The 20595-nt window shown below is 44.3% G+C and carries 22 protein-coding genes; all 22 read left to right on the plus strand.

Annotated elements, in window-relative coordinates; translation table 11 throughout:
* The first annotated feature begins 424 nt into the window (after window positions 1-424).
* The 22 genes from thrS to plsX all read left to right on the plus strand — a co-directional run bounded on the left by thrS (window position 425) and on the right by plsX (window position 20494).
* Window positions 425-2398 carry a threonine--tRNA ligase gene (gene thrS, locus AB3N61_RS04875; RefSeq protein ID WP_367899058.1) on the plus strand — a complete coding sequence of 658 codons (1974 nt, stop codon included), beginning with the start codon at window positions 425-427 and terminating at the stop codon, window positions 2396-2398.
* A 238-nt stretch (window positions 2399-2636) separates the two neighbouring features.
* Window positions 2637-3182: a translation initiation factor IF-3 gene (gene infC / locus AB3N61_RS04880; protein ID WP_367898626.1), complete on the plus strand. Its 546-nt coding sequence runs from the start codon at window positions 2637-2639 to the stop codon at window positions 3180-3182.
* A 36-nt stretch (window positions 3183-3218) separates the two neighbouring features.
* Window positions 3219-3422 (plus strand): 50S ribosomal protein L35, encoded by a 204-nt coding sequence (gene rpmI / locus AB3N61_RS04885; protein WP_010514334.1) that lies wholly within the window; start codon window positions 3219-3221, stop codon window positions 3420-3422.
* Complete coding sequence (rplT, locus tag AB3N61_RS04890; RefSeq protein WP_020771497.1) at window positions 3422-3775, plus strand: 50S ribosomal protein L20; 354 nt, start codon at window positions 3422-3424, stop codon at window positions 3773-3775. Before rpmI ends, rplT begins: the two co-directional genes overlap by 1 nt.
* A 231-nt stretch (window positions 3776-4006) precedes the next feature.
* A complete protein-coding gene (locus AB3N61_RS04895; RefSeq protein WP_036090902.1) occupies window positions 4007-4687 on the plus strand; it encodes a hypothetical protein in 681 nt (226 codons plus the stop codon).
* Between the two features lie 5 nt (window positions 4688-4692).
* Complete coding sequence (locus tag AB3N61_RS04900) at window positions 4693-4992, plus strand: cell division protein ZapA (protein ID WP_020771344.1); 300 nt, start codon at window positions 4693-4695, stop codon at window positions 4990-4992.
* Between the two features lie 31 nt (window positions 4993-5023).
* Window positions 5024-5581: a 5-formyltetrahydrofolate cyclo-ligase gene (locus tag AB3N61_RS04905; RefSeq protein ID WP_367898627.1), complete on the plus strand. Its 558-nt coding sequence runs from the start codon at window positions 5024-5026 to the stop codon at window positions 5579-5581.
* A 105-nt stretch (window positions 5582-5686) separates the two neighbouring features.
* Window positions 5687-6181 carry a chemotaxis protein CheW gene (locus AB3N61_RS04910; protein WP_020771152.1) on the plus strand — a complete coding sequence of 165 codons (495 nt, stop codon included), beginning with the start codon at window positions 5687-5689 and terminating at the stop codon, window positions 6179-6181.
* Complete coding sequence (locus AB3N61_RS04915) at window positions 6182-9334, plus strand: chemotaxis protein CheW (RefSeq protein ID WP_367898628.1); 3153 nt, start codon at window positions 6182-6184, stop codon at window positions 9332-9334.
* A 16-nt stretch (window positions 9335-9350) separates the two neighbouring features.
* Window positions 9351-10433: a protein-glutamate methylesterase/protein-glutamine glutaminase gene (locus tag AB3N61_RS04920; protein WP_020771300.1), complete on the plus strand. Its 1083-nt coding sequence runs from the start codon at window positions 9351-9353 to the stop codon at window positions 10431-10433.
* Between the two features lie 2 nt (window positions 10434-10435).
* The gene (locus AB3N61_RS04925) at window positions 10436-10798 is read left to right on the plus strand and encodes a response regulator (RefSeq protein ID WP_008594408.1); all 363 of its coding nucleotides are present in this window, start codon (window positions 10436-10438) and stop codon (window positions 10796-10798) included.
* Window positions 10799-10802: 4 nt separating this feature from the next.
* On the plus strand, window positions 10803-11579 hold the full coding sequence (locus AB3N61_RS04930) for a segregation and condensation protein A (RefSeq protein WP_367898629.1): 777 nt from the start codon (window positions 10803-10805) through the stop codon (window positions 11577-11579).
* A 5-nt stretch (window positions 11580-11584) separates the two neighbouring features.
* Window positions 11585-12124, plus strand: coding sequence for an SMC-Scp complex subunit ScpB (gene scpB / locus AB3N61_RS04935; RefSeq protein WP_306819259.1), 540 nt, complete (start codon window positions 11585-11587; stop codon window positions 12122-12124).
* On the plus strand, window positions 12111-13202 hold the full coding sequence (gene pheA / locus AB3N61_RS04940) for a prephenate dehydratase (protein WP_020771110.1): 1092 nt from the start codon (window positions 12111-12113) through the stop codon (window positions 13200-13202). The genes scpB and pheA overlap by 14 nt, the downstream gene beginning before the upstream one ends.
* Window positions 13199-14116 (plus strand): prephenate dehydrogenase, encoded by a 918-nt coding sequence (locus tag AB3N61_RS04945; RefSeq protein ID WP_020771116.1) that lies wholly within the window; start codon window positions 13199-13201, stop codon window positions 14114-14116. Before pheA ends, AB3N61_RS04945 begins: the two co-directional genes overlap by 4 nt.
* A complete protein-coding gene (gene aroA, locus AB3N61_RS04950; RefSeq protein WP_367898630.1) occupies window positions 14097-15413 on the plus strand; it encodes a 3-phosphoshikimate 1-carboxyvinyltransferase in 1317 nt (438 codons plus the stop codon). The genes AB3N61_RS04945 and aroA overlap by 20 nt, the downstream gene beginning before the upstream one ends.
* The gene (cmk, locus tag AB3N61_RS04955) at window positions 15410-16123 is read left to right on the plus strand and encodes a (d)CMP kinase (protein ID WP_367898631.1); all 714 of its coding nucleotides are present in this window, start codon (window positions 15410-15412) and stop codon (window positions 16121-16123) included. The genes aroA and cmk overlap by 4 nt, the downstream gene beginning before the upstream one ends.
* A 31-nt stretch (window positions 16124-16154) precedes the next feature.
* The gene (locus tag AB3N61_RS04960; protein WP_020771475.1) at window positions 16155-17837 is read left to right on the plus strand and encodes a 30S ribosomal protein S1; all 1683 of its coding nucleotides are present in this window, start codon (window positions 16155-16157) and stop codon (window positions 17835-17837) included.
* 21 nt (window positions 17838-17858) lie between these two features.
* Complete coding sequence (locus tag AB3N61_RS04965; protein WP_020771416.1) at window positions 17859-18596, plus strand: tetratricopeptide repeat protein; 738 nt, start codon at window positions 17859-17861, stop codon at window positions 18594-18596.
* Window positions 18596-19225 (plus strand): ATP phosphoribosyltransferase, encoded by a 630-nt coding sequence (gene hisG, locus AB3N61_RS04970; protein ID WP_020771095.1) that lies wholly within the window; start codon window positions 18596-18598, stop codon window positions 19223-19225. Before AB3N61_RS04965 ends, hisG begins: the two co-directional genes overlap by 1 nt.
* 58 nt (window positions 19226-19283) lie before the next feature.
* The gene (gene rpmF, locus AB3N61_RS04975) at window positions 19284-19484 is read left to right on the plus strand and encodes a 50S ribosomal protein L32 (protein WP_008593555.1); all 201 of its coding nucleotides are present in this window, start codon (window positions 19284-19286) and stop codon (window positions 19482-19484) included.
* Between the two features lie 5 nt (window positions 19485-19489).
* Window positions 19490-20494, plus strand: coding sequence for a phosphate acyltransferase PlsX (gene plsX, locus AB3N61_RS04980; protein WP_020771335.1), 1005 nt, complete (start codon window positions 19490-19492; stop codon window positions 20492-20494).
* The last annotated feature ends 101 nt before the right edge of the window (window positions 20495-20595 follow it).

Here is a 20595-nt window from a genome sequence, read left to right on the forward strand (position 1 = left end):
TCGGACCAAGCCGTAAAGATGAGTCGTATGTTTCAATCTCTGTGTGCTCCGTGTCTCTGTGGGAAATTTTCCAATTTTTTTGTTCGCACGGAGGACACAAAGATCACAGAGATTTTTCCGCGGCAAGGATGCGAAGGGGAAGTTCGAAGAACCGAAGCGTTAGCGTAGCCCGAAGCAGCCTGGTTCTCGCGAAGCGAGAAGCCGCCCCCAAAACTCGAACGTCAAAAATTCTTTCTATATGTAGGAGCTCCTACAGAGTTTCTAAAACCGCCCCCGCCCTGCATTGGGTGGGGGGAGTGGCTCGTGGGAGAGCGCTTACGCGCCTACCACAAATTCCCCATTTCGTCAACACGCTCCTTCATGTTGGAATTCCTACATACTGACCTCCCTAAGACGCTTGCGAAAAAAACCGTGTATCGACGGAATGGAAGCAGGGGTAGCTGTGTCAGTTCAAAATCAGTCAGTCAAATTTATCTTACCGGACGGAAGCTCCAAAGAAGTATCCGCCGGTTCATCCTATAAGGATTTTATAGAATCCCAACTTCCGTTCTTAAAGAACAAGGCGTTAGCAGTCCGCTTAGACGGCACAAACGTTTTGGATTTGAGCCGGACCATTGATTCCACAACCACCCCAAACACCACACCTAAATTGGAAGTTTTGACCTTCCAAGATAAAGAAGGTTGGGAGACCTTCCAACATTCCGCAGCTCACTTGCTCGGAATGGCGGTCCAGAATTTATACAAAGACGCAAAATTAACCGTGGGTCCGGTCATCGAAAACGGACCGGGGTTCTTCTATTACGATATCGATTTTACGGAGACTGTGATCACTCCGGATGATTTTCCAAAGATCGAAGCGGAGATGAAGAAGATCGTGGATGCCGACCACGAAGTTTTCCGCAAAGTTTGGGACAAAAAAGAAGCGATCTCCGTTTTCGAAAAAATGGGAGAGAGCTATAAGATAGAGATCGTGGGTCAGATCCCTGACGATAAAGTTTCCATCTATGGAATGGGAGAATGGTTCGATCTTTGTAGAGGACCTCATATTCCTCGTTCCGGATTTTTGAAAGCATTCAAGTTGACCGCACTTTCCGGAGCATATTGGAAAGCGGACAAAAACAACCGAATGCTCACTCGGATTTACGGGATCGCATTTCCAAGTAAAAAGGAATTGGATGAGTATATCTTCCAGATGGAAGAGGCCAAAAAAAGGGACCACAGAAAGATCGGAAAGGAAATGGATCTATTCTCCTTCCAACCGGAAGCTCCCGGATTTCCATTCTGGCATCCGAAAGGGACCACTCTATGGAATGCACTCGCGGATTTTATTCGCAAAGAATGTGCCAAACGTGGATACCAAGAGATCAAAACTCCTGCCGTACTTTCTTCCGAGTTATGGAGAAGGAGCGGTCACTGGGACAACTTCAACGAGAACATGTATTTTGTTTCTATCGACGAAGAAGAATTCGCGATCAAACCCATGAACTGTCCCGGTTGTAGCCTGATCTACAAACACCACCTTCATTCTTATAAGGAACTTCCTCTTCGATTCGCGGAATTAGGAAGTGTTCACCGGCACGAATTGCATGGAGTTCTTCATGGATTGTTCCGAGTGAGAGCATTCACTCAGGATGATGCGCATATCTATGCACCTTTGGATTATTTGGAAACGGAAGTATTGGATATCATCGACTTCACATTTAATGTATATAAGAAGTTCGGATTCCAGGAGTTTAAAACTTATATTGCAACTCGTCCGGAAAAATCACAAGGTAAGGACGAAGATTGGGAGTTTGCGACCAACGCTCTTAGGCAAGCTTTGGAAAAAAGAAATATTCCATTCTCCATCAAAGAGGGTGAAGGTGCATTCTACGGACCTAAGATCGAATTTAATATCAAGGATTCTATCGGAAGAATGTGGCAATGCGGAACCGTGCAGATAGACTTCTCCATGCCCGATCGTTTCGAATTGGATTATACCGATTCGGACGGAGCCAAAAAAAGACCGGTTATGATCCATAGAGCGATCTACGGATCTTTGGAAAGATTTATAGGGATCTTAATCGAACACTTCGAAGGAAAATTCCCACTTTGGATCTCTCCGAACCAAGTTCGTGTTCTAACCGTAACCGAAACCGTGCAGGATTACGGATCCGAGATCCTGAAAAAACTGATCGATTTGGGTTTTAGAGCGGAAGGCGATTTTCGTAACGAGAAGATCGGGGCCAAGATCCGTGATTCCATCCTCAAAAAGGCAAATTACCTTCTGGTTCTGGGCCAAAAGGAGAAGGATTCCGAAACTGTTGCGGTCCGAAAACGCGGTAGCGAGGAAACGATTTCTATGTCGTATTCCGAGTTTCAGGCAATTCTCGAAAAGGAAATCGCAGAGGGTCTGTAAAAAGGGTTCGCACAGAGGACACGGAGAACACAGAGGATTGTTTTTACATAAAGTCGCGAAGAGGAACGATTTTAGGACCTTTATCCTAACCCCTCCGTGATCTCTCTGAGCTCCGTGCGAAATTATCTTAGGAACTTTGGGTTGAACTAAATTCTACTTGAACAGTCTCCCTATCTGCGGAGAAAATCGCTTGAAACCCAGCCTATTGGCCAAAAAATTGGAAAAAACCGGAGATTGAATGCAGAAGAGGCCTCAACCGAAAAACACCGATAAGATATTTAATCATAGAATTAATGAAAAAATTACCGGGGTGTCCCAGGTAAGATTGGTGACGGACGACGGTGTAGTGATCGTTTCTTTTGACGAGGCTCTGCGGCGTGCAAAGGAAGAAAACTTGGATCTCGTGGAAGTATCCGGAGACCAAGAAATCCATGTATGCAAGATCATCGACTACGGAAAATACAAGTTCGAATTACTTAAAAAAAGTAAGGAAGCGAAGAAAAAACAACACGTAATCAACGTGAAAGAAGTGAAGATCCGTCCGCGGATCGAACAACACGATTACGAAATTAAAAAACGCCATGCTGTGGAGTTCCTCCAAAAAGGGGACAAAGTAAAGGTCAGTCTTCGCTTTCGCGGTCGTGAGATGATGCATTCCGAACTCGGAATGAATGTAGTCAACAGAATGGTAGAAGATCTGAAATCCGTAGGAACTCCCGAAAGAGAACCTATACTGGATGGACGTCAGATCGTTGTAGTTATTTCGCCTCTTTCCGCGAAGTAAGAAAGAGTTAGAGTCAGGAGTTATCGAGGTAAGGAAATGCCTAAGCTTAAAACAAATAGAGCCGCAGCAAAACGGTTCAAGTTTTCCAAAAATAATAAAATAAAACGGAAGAGTATGAACACCCGTCACATTCTTACCAAAAAAGGACCCAAAAGACGTCGTCGTCTGCGAGGAATGACCTTGGTAGTGGATGCGGATTGGAAAGCAATCGTTAGACTCATGCCTTACGGAGTTCGATAATGCCACGCGCAACAAACGGAACCATACACAAGAATCGTCGTAAAAAAATCCTAAAAACCGCAAAAGGTTTTAGAGGAGCAAGATCCAAACTTTACAGAACCGCAAAATCCGCGGTAATGAAGGCTGGGCAGTGGGCGTATAGAGACAGAAGAGCAAAAAAACGTGATTTCCGCAAATTGTGGATTATCCGTATCAATGCTGCAGCTCGCGAAGCTGGACTTTCTTATTCTCAGTTCATCCATGGTCTGAAAAAAGCCAATATTTCCTTGGACAGAAAGGCCCTGGCAGAACTTGCATTTAGCGACAAAGAAACTTTCAACGCCCTCGTTGAAAAAATTAAGGTAGCGGCATAATCATATTGCCCTAACGGAGGTTCGGTTTTCGGACCTTCTTTGCCTGAAAAAGCCCGTAATTCTACGGGCTTTCTTCGTTTTTAGAAAAAAAGGTTTTTCTCTTTTTCAGAAAGATGAAAAATGGGATGGATTTTGCCGATGCGTAAAGTCTGAAATATTTAGACGAAATTTCGCTCTAAGTGTATTTTTATAAAATAAACCACTCCAATAAAGGAGAACGAGGTTCGCACTATGTTAACTATGGAGACAATTGAGGAGCTCGAGAGTAAAGTCCTAAAAGCACTCGAGCTCATTAGCGACCTTCGGGCGGAAAACGGTCGCCTGGAAACAGAAAACGAATCTCTTCGGGCGGAAAACGACCAGATGAAACTGGCGATGGAAGAGAAAGAAAAAGAACTTTCTTCCCTCCGCGAACAACTCCAAAAAGCAAACGCTGAACTGGAAGGAATTAAAGAAAGAGAACGCGCACTCGAAGCGAAGATCAATCAGCTTCTGGGACGTTTGGATGGTCTTCCAGCTTCCGGCGGCGGATCATCAAGTGTTTCTTCTTCACCTAAGCCTAGTTCTACGACTTCGTTTGCTACTGGTGCTGCTGCCGGTGCAGCCGCAGGAGCGGCTGCGGCTTCTGCCGCTCCATCCGTTGTTAGAGATTCTTCCGAAGAGGATTTTAACGAAGACGACGAAATCATTCTTTTAGATGATGAGGACGATGATATTTCCGTTCTGACCGAATCTTCCGATTCTTCCGGAGGAGACGACGAGATCATCATCACCGACGAACCTATCGACGACTTCAGTCCTGTTTCCGCCGACGACGATGATATCATTATCGAAGACGATGACGATTCGATCAGCGTATTCGATGCGGACGAGGACGACGATTTCTTAGTCATCGAAGACGATCCTAAGTAATTTTTATGAGTGAAAGAGTCAAAGCTCGTATCCTGGGCGAAGACTATACCATAGTAGGCGATACCGATCCGGAGTATATCCAAAGGCTCGCCGAATTGGTGGATCGAAAAGTCCGAGAGTTACAATTAGGGATGCCTAACGCGCCTAAATTGAAACTGGCAGTTCTCGCAGCTTTAAACTTCGCAGACGAATTGGAACAATCCAAAAATCAAACTGGTGACGCCGGACCTTCTTCTCCCGAAGCGGAAGAAAAGACCAAAAAATTGATCACTCTTTTGGAAGAAGGTTTGATCGGAGATCTTTGATTTGGTTTCTAAATCGGAAGCCAGAAAAAAAATGAAATCCCTTCTCTTGGGAGTTCCTTCCAGGAAAGAAAAAGAAGAAAGAATCCGCTACAATCTTCTGGAATTTCTGAGACATAGCTCATCTTCTTCTCACCTAAAGATCATCTCCTATATTGCGGACGATTTTGAAATTTCTCCCTTTCTACCGTTAAGCCCTTCTTTGCAGATGGGAAGTTTCGTTTTGGACATATTTTTTCCAAAAGTAACTCATTCAGGATTGGAATTTAAGTCCGGGATCGGATTTTCCAAAGGTGCTTTCGGTATTTTGGAGCCGACTGGAGAAGATATCTTACAGCCTAAGGATGCAGACTGGATACTCGTTCCCGCCCTGGGCTGGAATGGGGAGGGGGCAAGGCTCGGAAGGGGGAAGGGTTTTTACGATCGTTCTCTAGAGGATATCCTTTCCGAAAAAATGATTGGCCTTTCTTTTGAGGACCTATACCCTTGCGATTTTTCCGCAGAACCCCATGATCTGAAAGCAGGTACAGTGATTACGGAGAAAAAAAACCATTGCTTTCCCGGAAAAATGGGGGAAAAATCAGTCGGATAATTCGATGAGGAGTTTCTTTTTCGGGGGGCTCCATGTCGACAATGTACTAAGCCGGAAACTTGGGCCCAAGGTTTCCGTCCTGAAAGAGTAAGCGGCGGAGAACCGGTGAAAACCATAGATAAAAATAACCACACGGAACAAAACCAAGAAGAAAGAGACCTGGAATCGCTCCAGGAATTTCTTACATTCGAAGTGGATAAGGAAATTTTCGGGATCGATATTCTTTATATCCACGAGATCCTAAAACCGGTACCTATCACTCGAATCCCGAACGTGGAAGGTTTTATACTTGGAGTGATCAACTTAAGAGGCGAGATCATTCCGATCATGGATCTAAAGGAACTTTTTGGATTAGGTTTTTGTGATATTCTTCCTTCCACTAGGATTATAGTAGTTGTTAGCGGCGAAAAAAGGGCAGGGCTCCTAGTCGATTCCGTGAAACAAGTGGTTAAGATCCGAAAAGATAAGGTCAGTCAAGCGGACGAAGACCTGAGCGTAAATTATAGCGAACTTATAGAATCCGTTAGCCAGTTTGAAGAATCTCTGATCCTGAACTTGAATTTATCCAAGGTAATGGATTATGCGGCGGAGGAAGCGTAAATGGCAGGAGTACTCGGCGAATACACGGAACTCTTTTTGGAAGAATCCGAAGACCAGATAGAAGAGCTGAATGCGAACCTTTTAAAACTGGAAAAGGACCAGTCCAATCCTCAGACCATCAATGATATCTTCCGTGCGGCTCACTCTTTAAAAAGTTCGGCCGCATTCGTCGGATTGTACAATCTTTCCGACCTTGCTCATAAAATGGAGAATCTTCTCCAAAGTATTCGAGATGGAAAACTTGTAGTCAACCTTTCTCTAGTAAATCTACTCTTTCAATGTTTCGATCTGATCAAAAACGTGATCGTGAATGTTGCAGCCGGCAAAAAAGTGGATACTCCGTATACGGATATGATCCAAAGACTGGAAGCATACGAAAAAAATCCGGATGTCGCACCCGCTCCTAGCTCTTCCGGAAGATCCGTTTCGAAGTCGGTTACTCCGGTTGCTAAACATGAGGAACTTAACGCGAATGGGATAGAATTGGATGCCGACGACCAAAAAGAATTGGAAGAGATCCTTCGCAACGGTTCAGGAAAACCCTGGCTCTTAAAAGTGGGACTCAAAAAAGATTCCCCAATGAAGGGTCTACGTTATACTCTCATTGTGCAGAACCTGAAAAATTTAGGCCAAGTATTCCGTACCAAACCGAGCGGGGAAGAATTGGAGAATGGGACCGAAGCCCCGTATCTTTCCATCCTGATCGTAAGTTCCGAATCCCAAGAAGAACTGACCAAAGCTGCCAACGTGGATATGGTGGAAAACCTGATGATCCAAGAATTTAAACTCAGCGGTTATTCCGAATCGGGAGTTCCTTCTTCCTACCAACTGGATGAGGAAGAGAGAAGCAACGAGGCGAAAGTTACTTTAAAAAGTATTAAAGTATCTTCCGATAAACTGGATCAGCTCATGAATAATGTGGGCGAGCTTGTGATCACAAATTCCGGCTTTCAGAAAATTTACGACGATCTTCTCCGCACATTCGGGGACGATCAGTTATTCAACGAACTCAAAGGCCGCATCGATCTTATCAATCGTATCTCCAAGGAACTCCAGTCCGGGATCATGAATATCCGGATGGTGCCTATCTCCACCGTCTTCCGTCGATTCTCTCGTTTAGTTAGAGACCTTTCTTTAGAAACGGGAAAAACAGTCGATCTAGTCTTGAACGGAGAGTCCACCGAGCTGGACAAAAAAGTGATCGATGCTTTAGGAGAGCCTCTTCTTCACTTGATCAGAAACTCTGTGGATCACGGTATCGAATCGCCTGAAGAAAGAAAAAGGTTAGGCAAACCTGAGATCGGGATCGTCGAGCTAAACGCTTACCAAGGCGGAAGTAATATTATGGTAGAGATCCGTGACGATGGTCGCGGTTTGGATGTGGAAAAGATCCGTAAAAAAGCGATAGAGAAAGGACTCGTTTCCGAGACCGACGCACTCGCATTAGAAGAAAGTGATATTTATCAATTCATCTTCGCTCCCGGTTTTTCCACTGCCGACAAGATCACCGATATCTCCGGTCGCGGCGTAGGTATGAACGTGGTCAATAACCTGATCCAGGAATTCAAAGGTAAAATTCTCATCCAATCCCAGAAAGGATCCGGAACCTCTTTCGTTCTCTCTTTCCCTCAGGCGCTTGCGATCATTCCTTCTATCCTGATCGTAATGGAAGAAGAAGTATACGCTTTCCCTCTCTCGGAAGTGAACGAGACCATCAAGGTAAACAACGAACAGATAACCACTCTGGAAGGAAACGAGATCATCAACTTGAGAGGAGAAGTTCTTCCGATCTACAGATTGAATCGTATTTTGGGCCTTCAGGATAAAACGGACAGGGAGGAATTCCCAGTCGTTATCGTTCAATACAAGGGCCGTAAATTAGGCTTCATGGTCGACGAGCTGGTTGGAAAACACGAGACTGTCATCAAGTCCTTGGAGAAAAACTTCAAAAATATCAAGGGACTCACCGGAGCTTCCATCATGGGAGATGGAACCATTATTATGGTCCTAGATATTCCCGGTCTTGTGGAATTTGCCGCGGAATTGGAAGAGAATGCAAGATACATAAATTATCATCTGGAAACGATGAAACGTATCAGCACGATCCGCACCATCGAAACGGAAGAAGAGAAATATATCCAAAAAACTTCCAACCCTACGAACGTTTATAATCATAAACTTCACGAGATCACCACGCGAGAAAGGGAACGTCGCAAGAAAAGCGAACGTAAAAAATCGGATGAATCCAAAAAGGTGATCGTAGCAAAAGAAGAACTCGAAAGGGAAATTTCTTCCGCTCCGATCAAGTCCAGTATGGAGATCCGACCTTCGGAGGACAAATTGATCAGTTCGTCGGATAGTCCCTCCGAACTTTCTTCCAACACCGCGGTTCTGGAAAGACCTGCCGCTAAAAAAGAAGGAATGGAAGAAGCATATAGATCGCATATCAACGAATTGATCTCCGATTCTCCGGTTTCCGACGAAGAGAGAAAAAGAGCCGATCAAATAATAGAAGGTTTTTTAGAACAGAAAAAACAGAGAATGATGGCTGTATCTCACTCTAAGGAATTTACCGGAAACCTGAGCAAAGAACAGATCAAGAAAATTGAATCCGTGGTAAACACCGGTATGATGAATGCCGGTATGGTACTTTCTCAAATCCTGAACAGGAATGTGGATCTGTTTATTCCTGAAATTATCATGAATGACAAGGAAGGTTTGGCTTCCGAGATCCGTTTCTCTGACGATAAATTCTACGGTATGAAAGTCAAAATGACCGGAGACCTGAATGGAAACATGCTGATGATGTTCTCCAGAGAGAACGCCAAAAATTTGGCCAGAGAACTTTTGGATTCCGCCGCAAGCGGAGATACTTTGGACGAAGATACGAAAAGTGTACTATCCGAGATCGCAAATATAGTTTGTGCTTCCGTTTTGAACTCCATTTCCAACAAGGCGAAGGTGAGCGTGATGCCGGCTGTCCCTGAACTTGTGGAAGGAACCTTCCTGGAAGTTTTGGATGTAGTAAAACCGGAAAGAACTAAGTTCTTAAGTATGCTCACCGAATTTAATCATGAGGGAAACAACCTGTTAGGAGTACTTTTATTCCTGCCGGATTTCGACGAACTCATGGATTTACTTCCGAAATTTTAAACACTAGGATTTTGTCGTGGTAGGAACTCCCGCGGACGGGTCGATTCGGGTCGTGATCGTAGACGACTCTCTTTTGGTGCGAAATATTATTTCTGACCAGATCAAAAAGGAGAGTAGGATACAAGTTATAGCCACCGGTAAAACCGGAGTGGATTGTATCGAACTCGCCACAAAACTCAGACCCGATATAGTGATATTAGATGTGGAAATGCCGGTGATGGATGGGCTTTCCGCGCTACAAGAACTTCAGAAGAGAAAATTGGGTATTCCGGTAATGATGCTATCCGTTCTCACTCAACACGGAGCGGAAGCAACTTTCAAAGCATTGGAATACGGCGCCATCGATTTTGTTCCGAAACCTTCTTCGAGTAATCAATTCAATCCGGAAGAAATCGGAACCGTTCTTAGAAATAGAATACTTGCTTATTTCGATAGCATACGACCAAGTCATGCGACGCTTGACCCCAAAAAACTTGTAGATGCGGTCAAAAGTAAAATTTTCAAAGATGAAAAAAAAGCCGTGGAAGCGATTTGTATCGGGACATCCACCGGTGGTCCGAAAGCTTTGCAGACGGTTTTTTCCGATTTTCCGGAGAATTTTCATTTACCAATTTTCGTCGTACAACATATGCCTGTGGGTTTTACAAAAGCTTTTGCTTCTCGTTTAAACGATCATTCCAAGATCAAGGTAAAGGAAGCCGAGGATGGAGAAGAAATTCGTCCCGGAACCGGTTATGTTGCTCCGGGTGATGCACATTTAAAGATCGAATCTAGGGCAGGACGGAAATGGATTGCCTTAGGTAGGGAAGCGTTGGTAAATGGACACAGGCCCTCAGTCGAAGTTTTATTCGACAGCGCAATCCGGGAATACGGGAGCGCCTTAGTCGGTGTAATTATGACCGGCATGGGTAAGGACGGAGCAGCGGCAATTCTCAGAATGAGAGAGACCGGAGCTTCTACTGTCGCCCAAGACGAGGACAGCTCCGTGATCTTCGGAATGAATCGCCAAGCCATCGAAATGGGCGGGATTCAGTTCGTAGAACCAGTAAGCGCAATAACATCAAGGATACTTTCCATTCTCAAAGAAAGGGGAAACTAATTATGGCCAGAATTCTCGTAGTAGACGATGCAAAATTCATGAGGACCATGGTGAAGGACGCACTCGTCGCCGGAGGGCATGAGATCGTCGGCGAGGCCGAAAACGGAAACATCGCTGTCGATCAGTACAAAGCGATCAAGCCGGACCTAGTCACCATGGATATCACCATGAGAGAAAAAGACGGGATCGAAGCAGCCCAGGAAATTTTTAAATTGGATCCGAAAGCGCGTATCATTATGGTTACCGCTCTTGGGCAGGAAGAACTTCTTGCAAAAGCGATCAAGATGGGAGTGAAGGATTTCGTAGTAAAACCTTTTTCACCGGAAAGATTGCAACAGGCGGCAGAAAAAGCACTGAATTCCTAAAAAGATGGAAAGAGAAAACGCCACACAATCCTTCGTAGTTCAATGGAACAATTCCGAAGGCGGTATTACGGAGGGACCTTTAAGTCTTCTCTGGTCTCTTATAGAAAGTTATAAGGTTGATATATTCGAAGTTTCCCTTTCTAGGATCACTCAAGACTTTCTAAACTTCATTAAGATTTCTGCAAGTATCCATATAGACATGGGAGCGGAATACGCTCTTATGGCTGCAAATTTAGTTTATCTCAAATCCAAGGCATTATTACCCGATCCGGGTTTCGAAGAAGAGGATTACGATCCTCCTCTTCCCCCCGAACTGGTCGAAAAACTTCTTGAACATAAAAAATTCCAATTAACCGCCCAAAAAATGGGGGATGTGGACAAGATTCAGGCCGGAGTATTCTCGAGAGAAACCAATCAGGTGATAGACGAGTCCGAGTCCTGGCTGGATCTAAGCCTTTTAGACCTGATCTCCGCATTTAACGAGATCTTGGAAAAACGGGAAGACGAAGGCGAGATTCCCGCTTTACTTACCGCGCCCCACCGGTATTCTGTCGAGGAAAAGATGGGTACCATTTCCGAACTGCTCGTCGAACGTTCGGATATCTCCTTTGAAGAATTGTTTTCTACGGTCAAGCCGGAGAAAGCCGAGATAGTAGCCGTCTTTCTGGCGATGTTGGAACTCTGTAAACAGAGAATTGTATCCATCCGCCAGCATAAAACTTTCGGCGAAATCCGTATATTCTTGGTGGGAGAACCGTGGAACGCGACAAAGCCGGCTTAAAAGGACTGATAGAGGCGCTGCTTTTCCTTTCCGGAGAACCGCTGAAACTAGCCAGTATTGCAAAATCCATAGACTGCGAAAAACAGGAAGCTCGTGATATACTCGACGAGCTGATCTTGGATTACCAAGAGAAGGACGGAGGTTTTGTTCTTAGAGAAATCGCAGGCGCATATCAATTCTCCACGAACGAAAAATATTCCGAAATTTTAGCAAAGCTCTTCAAAGAGAAGAAGAGAGAACAACTTTCGCGTTCTAGCTTGGATACTTTGGCGATCATCGCTTATAAACAACCCATCACATTATCCGAAATAGACGATATTCGTGGGGTTTCTTCCAGAGCCATGGTAACTTCTCTTATTTCCAAAAAACTGGTAAAACCGGTGGGTAATAAGGAAGTTCCCGGACGACCGGCGTTGTACGGTACCACGAAGGAATTTTTGATACATTTTGGATTAAATAAACTGACCGATTTACCTGCTCCTGTGGAAGTGAAGGAATTAAAATTCGAAAACCTGGATGATTTGATAGAGAATGGCCAAGAATGACGACAAACTGAAAGAGTTTAGGGAAAAGATCGATTCCCTGGACAAAGAAATCGTAAAGGCTATCCAGGCCAGAGCTGAAATCGCCTCCGAGATCGGAGAGATCAAAAGACAGAATAACGAGCCTATCTACCGTCCTGACAGAGAAAAGGACGTATACGAAAAGATCCTTGGACTGAATGGAGGGCCGCTTCCGGATAAAGTGCTTCTTGCCATTTATAGAGAGATCATGTCCGGCTCTTTTTCCGTGGAAAAAGGTTTGAAGATCGGTTATCTGGGACCGGAAGGATCTTTTTCTCACCAAGCGGTTCGCGCCAGATTCGGGACTTCCGTGGAGGCTACCGAATTTCCTTCCATTCCGGAAGTGTTTCGCGCAGTGGAAACGGATAAGGCGGATTACGGAGTGGTCCCTGTGGAAAATTCTTCCGAAGGACTTGTGAACTCCACTTTAGATCAGTTCTTAGTGTCCGATCTAAATATTTATTCTGAAATTTATCTGAAGATCCATCTGAACCTTCTAGGATTCGAACACGATCTTTCCAAGATCAAAACTTTATATGGGATCAAGATCGCAAATTCGCAGTGCCGAAATTGGATCGCTGCAAACCTTCCACATGTGGAAGTTTCTGAAACTCCTTCTACTTCCAGAGCGGCCAGCATCGTAGCGGAAAAGAAGGAGGCATGCGCCGCAGTAGCTTCCTCGATTGCCGCTGAAATTTACGGTCTGGATCTGGTCCGAGAATCCATTGAGGATATGTCGGACAATACTACAAGATTTTTGATCATAGGCAAAAACCAATGTCCCCCTACCGGAAACGATAAGACCTCCGTTGTATTCTCCATTCCGGATAAGCCCGGATCTTTATATAATGTCTTAAAACCGATCTTCGATAAGGGGATCAATATGACCAAAGTGGAGTCCAGACCGACAAGAAGGACTTCTTGGGAGTATAACTTCTTCATAGATTTTTTAGGTCATAAAAAGGACCCTCAAATAGAAGAGGTCCTTAACGTATTAAAAGAAAACACAATCTACCTCAGGATTTTGGGATCCTATCCGATCTCTCCACCTAACCCGTGAAAATCGAATTTTCTAGAATCCTGATTTATGGTCTGGGAATGATGGGTGCCTCCCTCTCTTTGGCCTTACGAAAAAAGAACTCTTCCGCGGAGATCGTGGGAGTGGTAGGATCACCTTCCAGTAAAGAAAAGGGGATACGGCTCAAATCAGCGGATCGAATTTATACCGCAGAGGAATTTTCCAAATCTCCCGATTGGGAATCCTATAATCTGATCGTTTTCGGAGTTCCGGTCAATACGACAGTGGAAGTGATCTCCAAACTTCCTTCCGGGTTTAAAGGTCTTTTGACGGATATGGGCTCCACTAAACAAGAGATTGTTCATGCGGTGGAGTCGGTTCTGACGGGAGAGCACCAATATATTTCCTCTCATCCAATGTGCGGTTCAGAAGAATCCGGCTTGGAATTCGGAAATGCGGACTTATATGAGAACAGGCTTTGTATTTTGACCAGGCCCAAAGGTGCGACTGATGCGGCCTTTGCCGAGATTGAAAAATTTTGGAAATTTTTAGGAATGTCTACCACGGAAATTCCTGCAAAGGATCATGATAAGATCCTATCCTATGTGTCCCATGTTCCTCATTTGATCTCTTCTCTTATGACAAATTGGGTTTGGGAAAACGGGTGTGTGAGGGAATTCACCCAAAATTCCCCTTTACCTTTGACAGGCGGTGGGTTTAGGGACATGACACGCATTGCAGGTTCGAATCCTAAGATGTGGTCACCGATCTTTTCTTCCAACCAAGAAGAGATCTATAAGGCGCTTTTGGATTATAAGGATAGATTGGATAAACTTCTTTCGGAGTTGGATCCCCAAAAGCCGCTCGACCTAAAACATTGGGAGTCCTTCATGGAAAAATCTCGTATCGATAGGGACGCAATTTTAAAGAAACAAAATGATTCCAAGAATCCTTAGTTCTACCGGAAAAGAGATCACAGTTCCGGGAGACAAATCTCTTTCTCATAGAAGCGTATTATTCTCCGTATTGTCTAAAGGGACCTCTCATGTTTCCGGATTTTTGGAAGCGGAAGATCCTTTAAATACGATGAAAGCTTTCACCCAACTCGGATTGAAGGTGGAGAAAATTTCCAAGGGAGAATATGTTTTTACAAGTCCCGGTAAAAATTCGCTCCAATCACCAAAAGGAGTTTTAGATTTCGGAAATGCGGGAACCGGGATCAGATTATCCGCAGGATTACTTTGCGGGATACAGGGAATTAAGGCTACATTAACGGGAGATCATTCCCTCCAAAAAAGACCGATGTCCCGTATTATAAAACCTTTAACTTCTATGGGAGCGTCCATCTCCGGAAAGGATGATAAGGCTCCTTTAGAAATCATAGGAAAAAAACTATCTAACTTTCATTACAAAAGCCCGATCGCTTCGGCTCAAGTGAAATCCTGTCTGATGCTCGCAGCAATGGCTTCCGAAACTTCTTTGGAATACGAAGAGGATATTCTCTCTCGCGACCATACGGAGAATATGTTCCGGTTTTTAGGAAACAAACTGACTTATCTTTCACCCACTCATTTTAAAATGGAACCCCCTTATACTTTCGAAGCGAAAGAATTCAAGGTGCCGGGCGATATTTCCTCTGCCGCATTCTTTTTGGTGCTCGGAGTTTTATTAAAAGAAGGTTCCGTTCTTGTGAAAAATGTGGGATTAAACCCTTCTCGTATAGGGATCTTACACGCGCTCGAGGCAATGGGCGCAAAAATTATTGTCCACAATAAAAGGATAGAATGCGGGGAACCCGTAGGAGATCTGGAAGCGGTCTCTTCTAATTTACGTTTTTCTGAAATTAAAGAAGAATGGATACCTTCTCTCATCGATGAGATCCCGATCTTGACCATCGCGGGCCTTTTTGCTAAAGGCGGATTTACGATCCGTCATGCGGAAGAACTTCGCGCAAAAGAATCGGATCGAATTTCCGCCATGGTGGAAAATCTCCGAAATTTGGGGATCACGGTACATGAATATCCGGACGGGTATGAAATCCCTGAAATCGGTTCCACCGTACATTCTTCGGAACTTTCTTCCTGGCTTTCCGGAAACCCGGTGAATATTTTTACGAAGATGGATCATCGAATCGCAATGAGTTTTATGATCCTCCAAGCGGTGAGTGGTTTGGAAATTCGCCCGGATGAAACTTCTTGGATAGAAACTTCCTTTCCGGGATTCGAATCGTTACTGGAAGGTTTTGTACAATGACGGAAAATGTGATCGCTTTAGACGGCCCCGCCGGAACGGGAAAGAGCACAGTCGCTCGAGAACTTTCCAAAAAACTCGGATTCGAATATTTGGATTCCGGCGCATTCTACCGAGCGTTAACTCTTCATATTTATAGGATCTACAAATCCAAAAATTCTTCGATATCTTTTTCGGACTGGTTGTCCGGTAAGGAGCTCCTGCCATTGACCCACGGAGTAAAAATTTTCTGCGAATTTTCGGAAGCAGGGGAGAATCATATCTTCCTAAATGGAGAAGATGTTTCCGCCGAGATCAGAACTGCGGAGATCACAAGAGAGATCAAATACATCGCCGACAAAGCGGTCTTTAGGGAATTCGTAAATTCTCAATTGAGAAAACTTTCCGAGACTCATCGTTTGGTTATGGACGGTAGAGACATAGGTACCCACGTATTTCCGGACGCCCGTTACAAATTCTTTTTGACAGCTTCTTCCAGAATTCGGGCCGAAAGAAGATACAATCAGTTATTAGAGCAAGGGATCCGTTCGGATTTGGACGAAATCGAAAAAGAGATCGTGGTCCGGGACAAATCCGATATGGAAAGGGAAATCGCCCCCCTCCGGAAAGCGGAGGATGCAATCCTCATTGACACAGATAACCTGCCAAAAAATAGTGTAATTAGTAAGATCCTTGGGTGCCTAGAGCCTGGCATTTATAACGATTCGCACTAATCCCAATCAAACACCGAGTAATTCAATCCGTATGAGTAGCCAACAAGACAAGTCCACTTTTGCAGAAGTTTTCAAACAGTGGGAAGAAAAGAAAAACGACGAAGCTGAAATCCGCAAAGACCAAGTGGTCGAAGGTAAAGTCGTATCCGTAGACAATGATAATGTCTATGTGGCAATCGAAGGATTGAAACAAGAGGGAAGAATTCCTCGTTCCGAATTCGACGAAAAACCGGAAATCGGATCTTTAGTTACCGCACTTGTAAAAAGAAAAGAGTCCACGGACTCCGGATGTGTTCTTTCTAAAAAAGAAGCCGACCAAAGAAAAGGTTGGGAAGTCGTTAAGGACGCATTCAAAAATAATTACCAAGTCAGCGGACGTTTGGTAAACGAGATCAAAGGAAAAGGTTACATCGTTAACGTAGAAGGTTCCGAACTTTTCCTTCCTGCTTCTCAGCTTAGTTATAAATTCTCCGAAGGAGAAAATTACAAAGGTGTGGAACTCGATTTCAAAGTGATCGAGATCAATGAACGCACCCGCTCCGGAGTCGTTTCCAGAAAAAAACTTCTAGACGAAGTGAATAATGAGAAATGGGACGCTCTCGCAGAAAAAATTAAAGTAGGGGACAAGGTTAAAGCAACCGTTTCCAAAATTGCAAGCTTCGGAGTTTTCTGCGATTTAGAAGGAGTTGTTGGACTCCTCAGACAAAGAGATATCTCTTATAAAAAATTCGCACCATTCAAACAATACTTCACCATCGGACAAGAAATTGAACTCCAAGTTCTTGAGATGGAGAAAGAAAATAATAAACTCGCACTTGGTCTCAAACAACTGTACGAAGATCCTTGGGTCTGGGCAAAACGTTCCTTGGAAAAAGACATGGTCATCCGTGGAACAGTTACTTCGCTTACTAATTTCGGCGCCTTCGTAGAATTGAAAGAAGGTTTGGAAGGATTAATCCATACCTCCGAATTGACCTGGGCGAAAAAACCTCCTCATCCAAAAGAACTTCTGAAAAAAGGCCAAGAAGTAGAAGCTCTAATCTTAGATATCGATTTCGAAAGCAGAAGACTTTCTCTCGGACTCAAACAACTTCAGCCGAATCCTTGGGACGCTTTAGGTCCGGAAGTTAGAGTGGGCAATGTTCTGACAGGAAAAGTTACCGGTATCACTAAATACGGCGCGTTCGTAGAAGTGGAAAACGGTATTGAAGGACTGATCCATATCAGCGATATCACTTGGGATGAAAAACAAAAGAACCCGACTTCTCTACTGAAAAAAGGGGAAGAAGTTAAATACATTATCTTAGACATCAATTTCGACGCACAAAGGATTTCTTGCGGATTAAAACAACTGCAAGAACATCCTTATGAAGCATTAAGAAATCGTTATCCGATCGGTTCGGTAGTCCAAGGAAAGATCAAAAGTATCGTGGACTTCGGTATGTTCGTGGAAATCGAACCAGGTTTCGAAGGGTTGGTTCATATCTCCGAGATCCCCGGTGGAAAAGATACTAATTTGGCCGAGTCTTATAAGCCAGGCGATATCGTAAAATGTGCAGTAGTTAAGATCGATTCCAAAAACAAAAAGATCTCGCTGTCTATCAAGGATTTCGATAAGGCTTTAGAAAGAGAAGAAATGGCGAAGTATTTGAAAACTTCCGACACTCCTTCCAGAGAAAGTTTAGGCAGCTTTATCAATTCTTCCTTAAAGTAAGGACGACTCTCGGAGTTTTCGATGAAACGATTCGAACCTAAAACCGGTGCATCTATTACGGATATCGATCCGTACCCGGGTCTTACCGGCGCAGAAAGATTTTTTGCAATTTTATTCTCCAAAATTGGAGAGAATAAAAAGCAGGTTTTATTCGGAATCGGCGTTTTATTCGTAACCGTACTAACTGTCGTTAGCTGGAATGAATATAGAGCGGAACAATTCCGCAAAGGAACTCTTGCCATCGAAAAATTGGAGAAGGAACTTTCTCTTTCCCCAATGACGGAAATCACGGATAAAATTAAAAAATACGAAACTATTGCTTCTACCTATAGTTCCCCTTCTTTAGATATCAGACTTTCCAAAACTTTGGGAGATCTTTATGCTAAAAACGGTGAATATCAAAAAGCGGCAGAGAAGTTAGAATTTGCGGGTAAAAAAATCGACGAACTTCCAGAAGTGAAGGCTTACTATTTTTTTATCGCAGGGAATTACAGAGAAAGTGCAAACCAACTCGCGGAAGCTGAGTCCGATTACGGAGTTTCCGTATCCCTTTTAAGCAATCGTAAGAATGTAGCGGGATTTTACGCTTGGAGTCTATACCAAGCGGGTCGCTTGAAACTTCAAAACGGCAAAAAAGAAGAAGCGGTCGATCTATTAAAAAAAGTTTTAGAACAAGATATCCCTTCTCCTTCCGAAGAATATAAAGCCGTCAGAGAACTCGCTACATATCTTCTACTAAAAAGCAGCCAGGGAAACTGATGCTCACTTTGGCCCTTCCGAAAGGACGGCTTGCCGAAGAGAGTATCGAGCTCATGCTCGAACGGGGATGGCTCTCCGGTCGTCCCGATCCCGATTCCAAAGAACTTATATTTAACGACACAAAAGGAAAGGTCCGTATTTTACTGGTCCGTTCCCAGGATGTTGCGACTTACGTGGAGCAGAATTCTGCGGATGCCGGTATCGTGGGATGGGACGTATTATTGGAAGGGGGTTACGACCTTCTTCTTCCTTTGGATTTGGGAATCGGAAAATGTAGACTTTCCGTTGCGGGACCGAAAGGTTGGAACCTCAGTTCTGGCGAAAGAAAGGTCCGGGTCGCGACAAAATATCCGAATATTGCCAAGGACTTCTTCCTGAAAAAGGGGATCAACTGCGAAGTTATCAAACTGTACGGAAGTATTGAGCTCGCTCCTTTGGTGGGTTTATCCGATTGTATCGTAGATTTGGTGTCCACAGGCGGGACCCTCAGGGCCAATAATTTGGAAGAGATCGAAGTCATCATGGAATCCACGGCAAGATTGGTATTTAACCGTTCCGCTTTATATACCAAACGAGCCGAAACCGGTGAATTCCTGGATTCTTTTGCTTTAACCGAAAAACGGTTGTGAATTCCGCCTTTAAAAAAAACATAGTCGTAAATCGACCTTATATCTATAGAGAAAAACAATGGCAGTTCCTAAGAGACGAAAATCTAAATCAAAAGTGAGGATGAAACGGGCCCATCATGCGATCGGGAAACCGAATCTAGTCCCTTGCCCGAACTGTAATTCCTTCAGACCTCCTCATAGAATCTGCCCTGTTTGCGGTTTTTATAAAGACCGTGTAGTGGTAGAACCGAAAGTCAGGAAGACTAGCGAAGAGAACTAATCAATATGTGGGTCGCCGTCGATGCAATGAGCGGCGACTACGGTCCTGACAGGATCGTAGAAGGGGCCGTTAGCGCGGTAAATCAAGACGGCAGAAACGTCATACTCGTCGGTAAAGAAGAAGATATCAGCGAGATCCTCCTCAAATACGAATACGATACAAACAAGATCAGGATTGTCCATGCCAGTGAGATTATAGGCATGAATGATTCTCCATCCATTGCGGTGCGTGCAATGGAAGATTCTTCCGTTGTGCAGGCAGCTCAGCTCGTTGCGGACAAAACTTGCGTTGGAATGTTTTCTCCTGGGAATACGGGCGCTACTATGGCGGCCGCACTATTGTATCTCGGTAGAATCCCAGGAGTACTTAGGCCTCCGATTGCCGCTCCGATCCCAAGAGAAAAAGGAGCTCCTACACTACTTTTAGATGCAGGTGCAAATGTGGATTGTAAGCCCGAGTATTTGGCCCAGTTCGCAATTATGGGAGAGATCTACTCTAGACTCATATTTAATATTCACAGACCTAAGGTCGGGATCTTATCCAACGGAGAAGAAGATAAGAAGGGAAACTCGGTCACCTTAAAGGCTTTCGAATTTATCAAAAAACTACCGATCGATTTCGTTGGAAATGTAGAAGGACGAGATCTTTATGGTGGAGGAAGGGACGTGGACGTTGTGGTCTGCGACGGCTTTGTCGGCAATATCGTACTGAAAGCAACCGAAGGTCTTTCCAAATCCATATTCAGCGTCTTAAGAGAAAGTATCGCTCAGTCAAGCCTTGCCCAAACGGGGGCCCTTCTTCTCAAACCTACATTCACAGCGATCAAAAAAAGATTGGATTACGCCGAATACGGTGGAGCGCTTCTTCTCGGAGTGGATGGGACTTGTTTGATAGGTCACGGTTCTTCCAATGCACATGCCGTCCGAAATGCCATCCGAGTGGTGGTAGAATGTGCTGAAAGGGATGTGAACCAGCGTATCAAAGAAGATATCGAAAAGGCAAAGTTTTAATCCAATAACAAGATTATTTCGCACGGAGGGCATTGAGAACACAGAAGGTTTTGTGGGCTCTTATCTCCGTGAACTTCGTGGTCTCTGTGCGAACTTTCCTA

Source organism: Leptospira sp. WS58.C1 (genome assembly GCF_040833995.1).
GTDB classification, from domain to species: Bacteria; Spirochaetota; Leptospiria; order Leptospirales; family Leptospiraceae; genus Leptospira_B; species Leptospira_B cinconiae.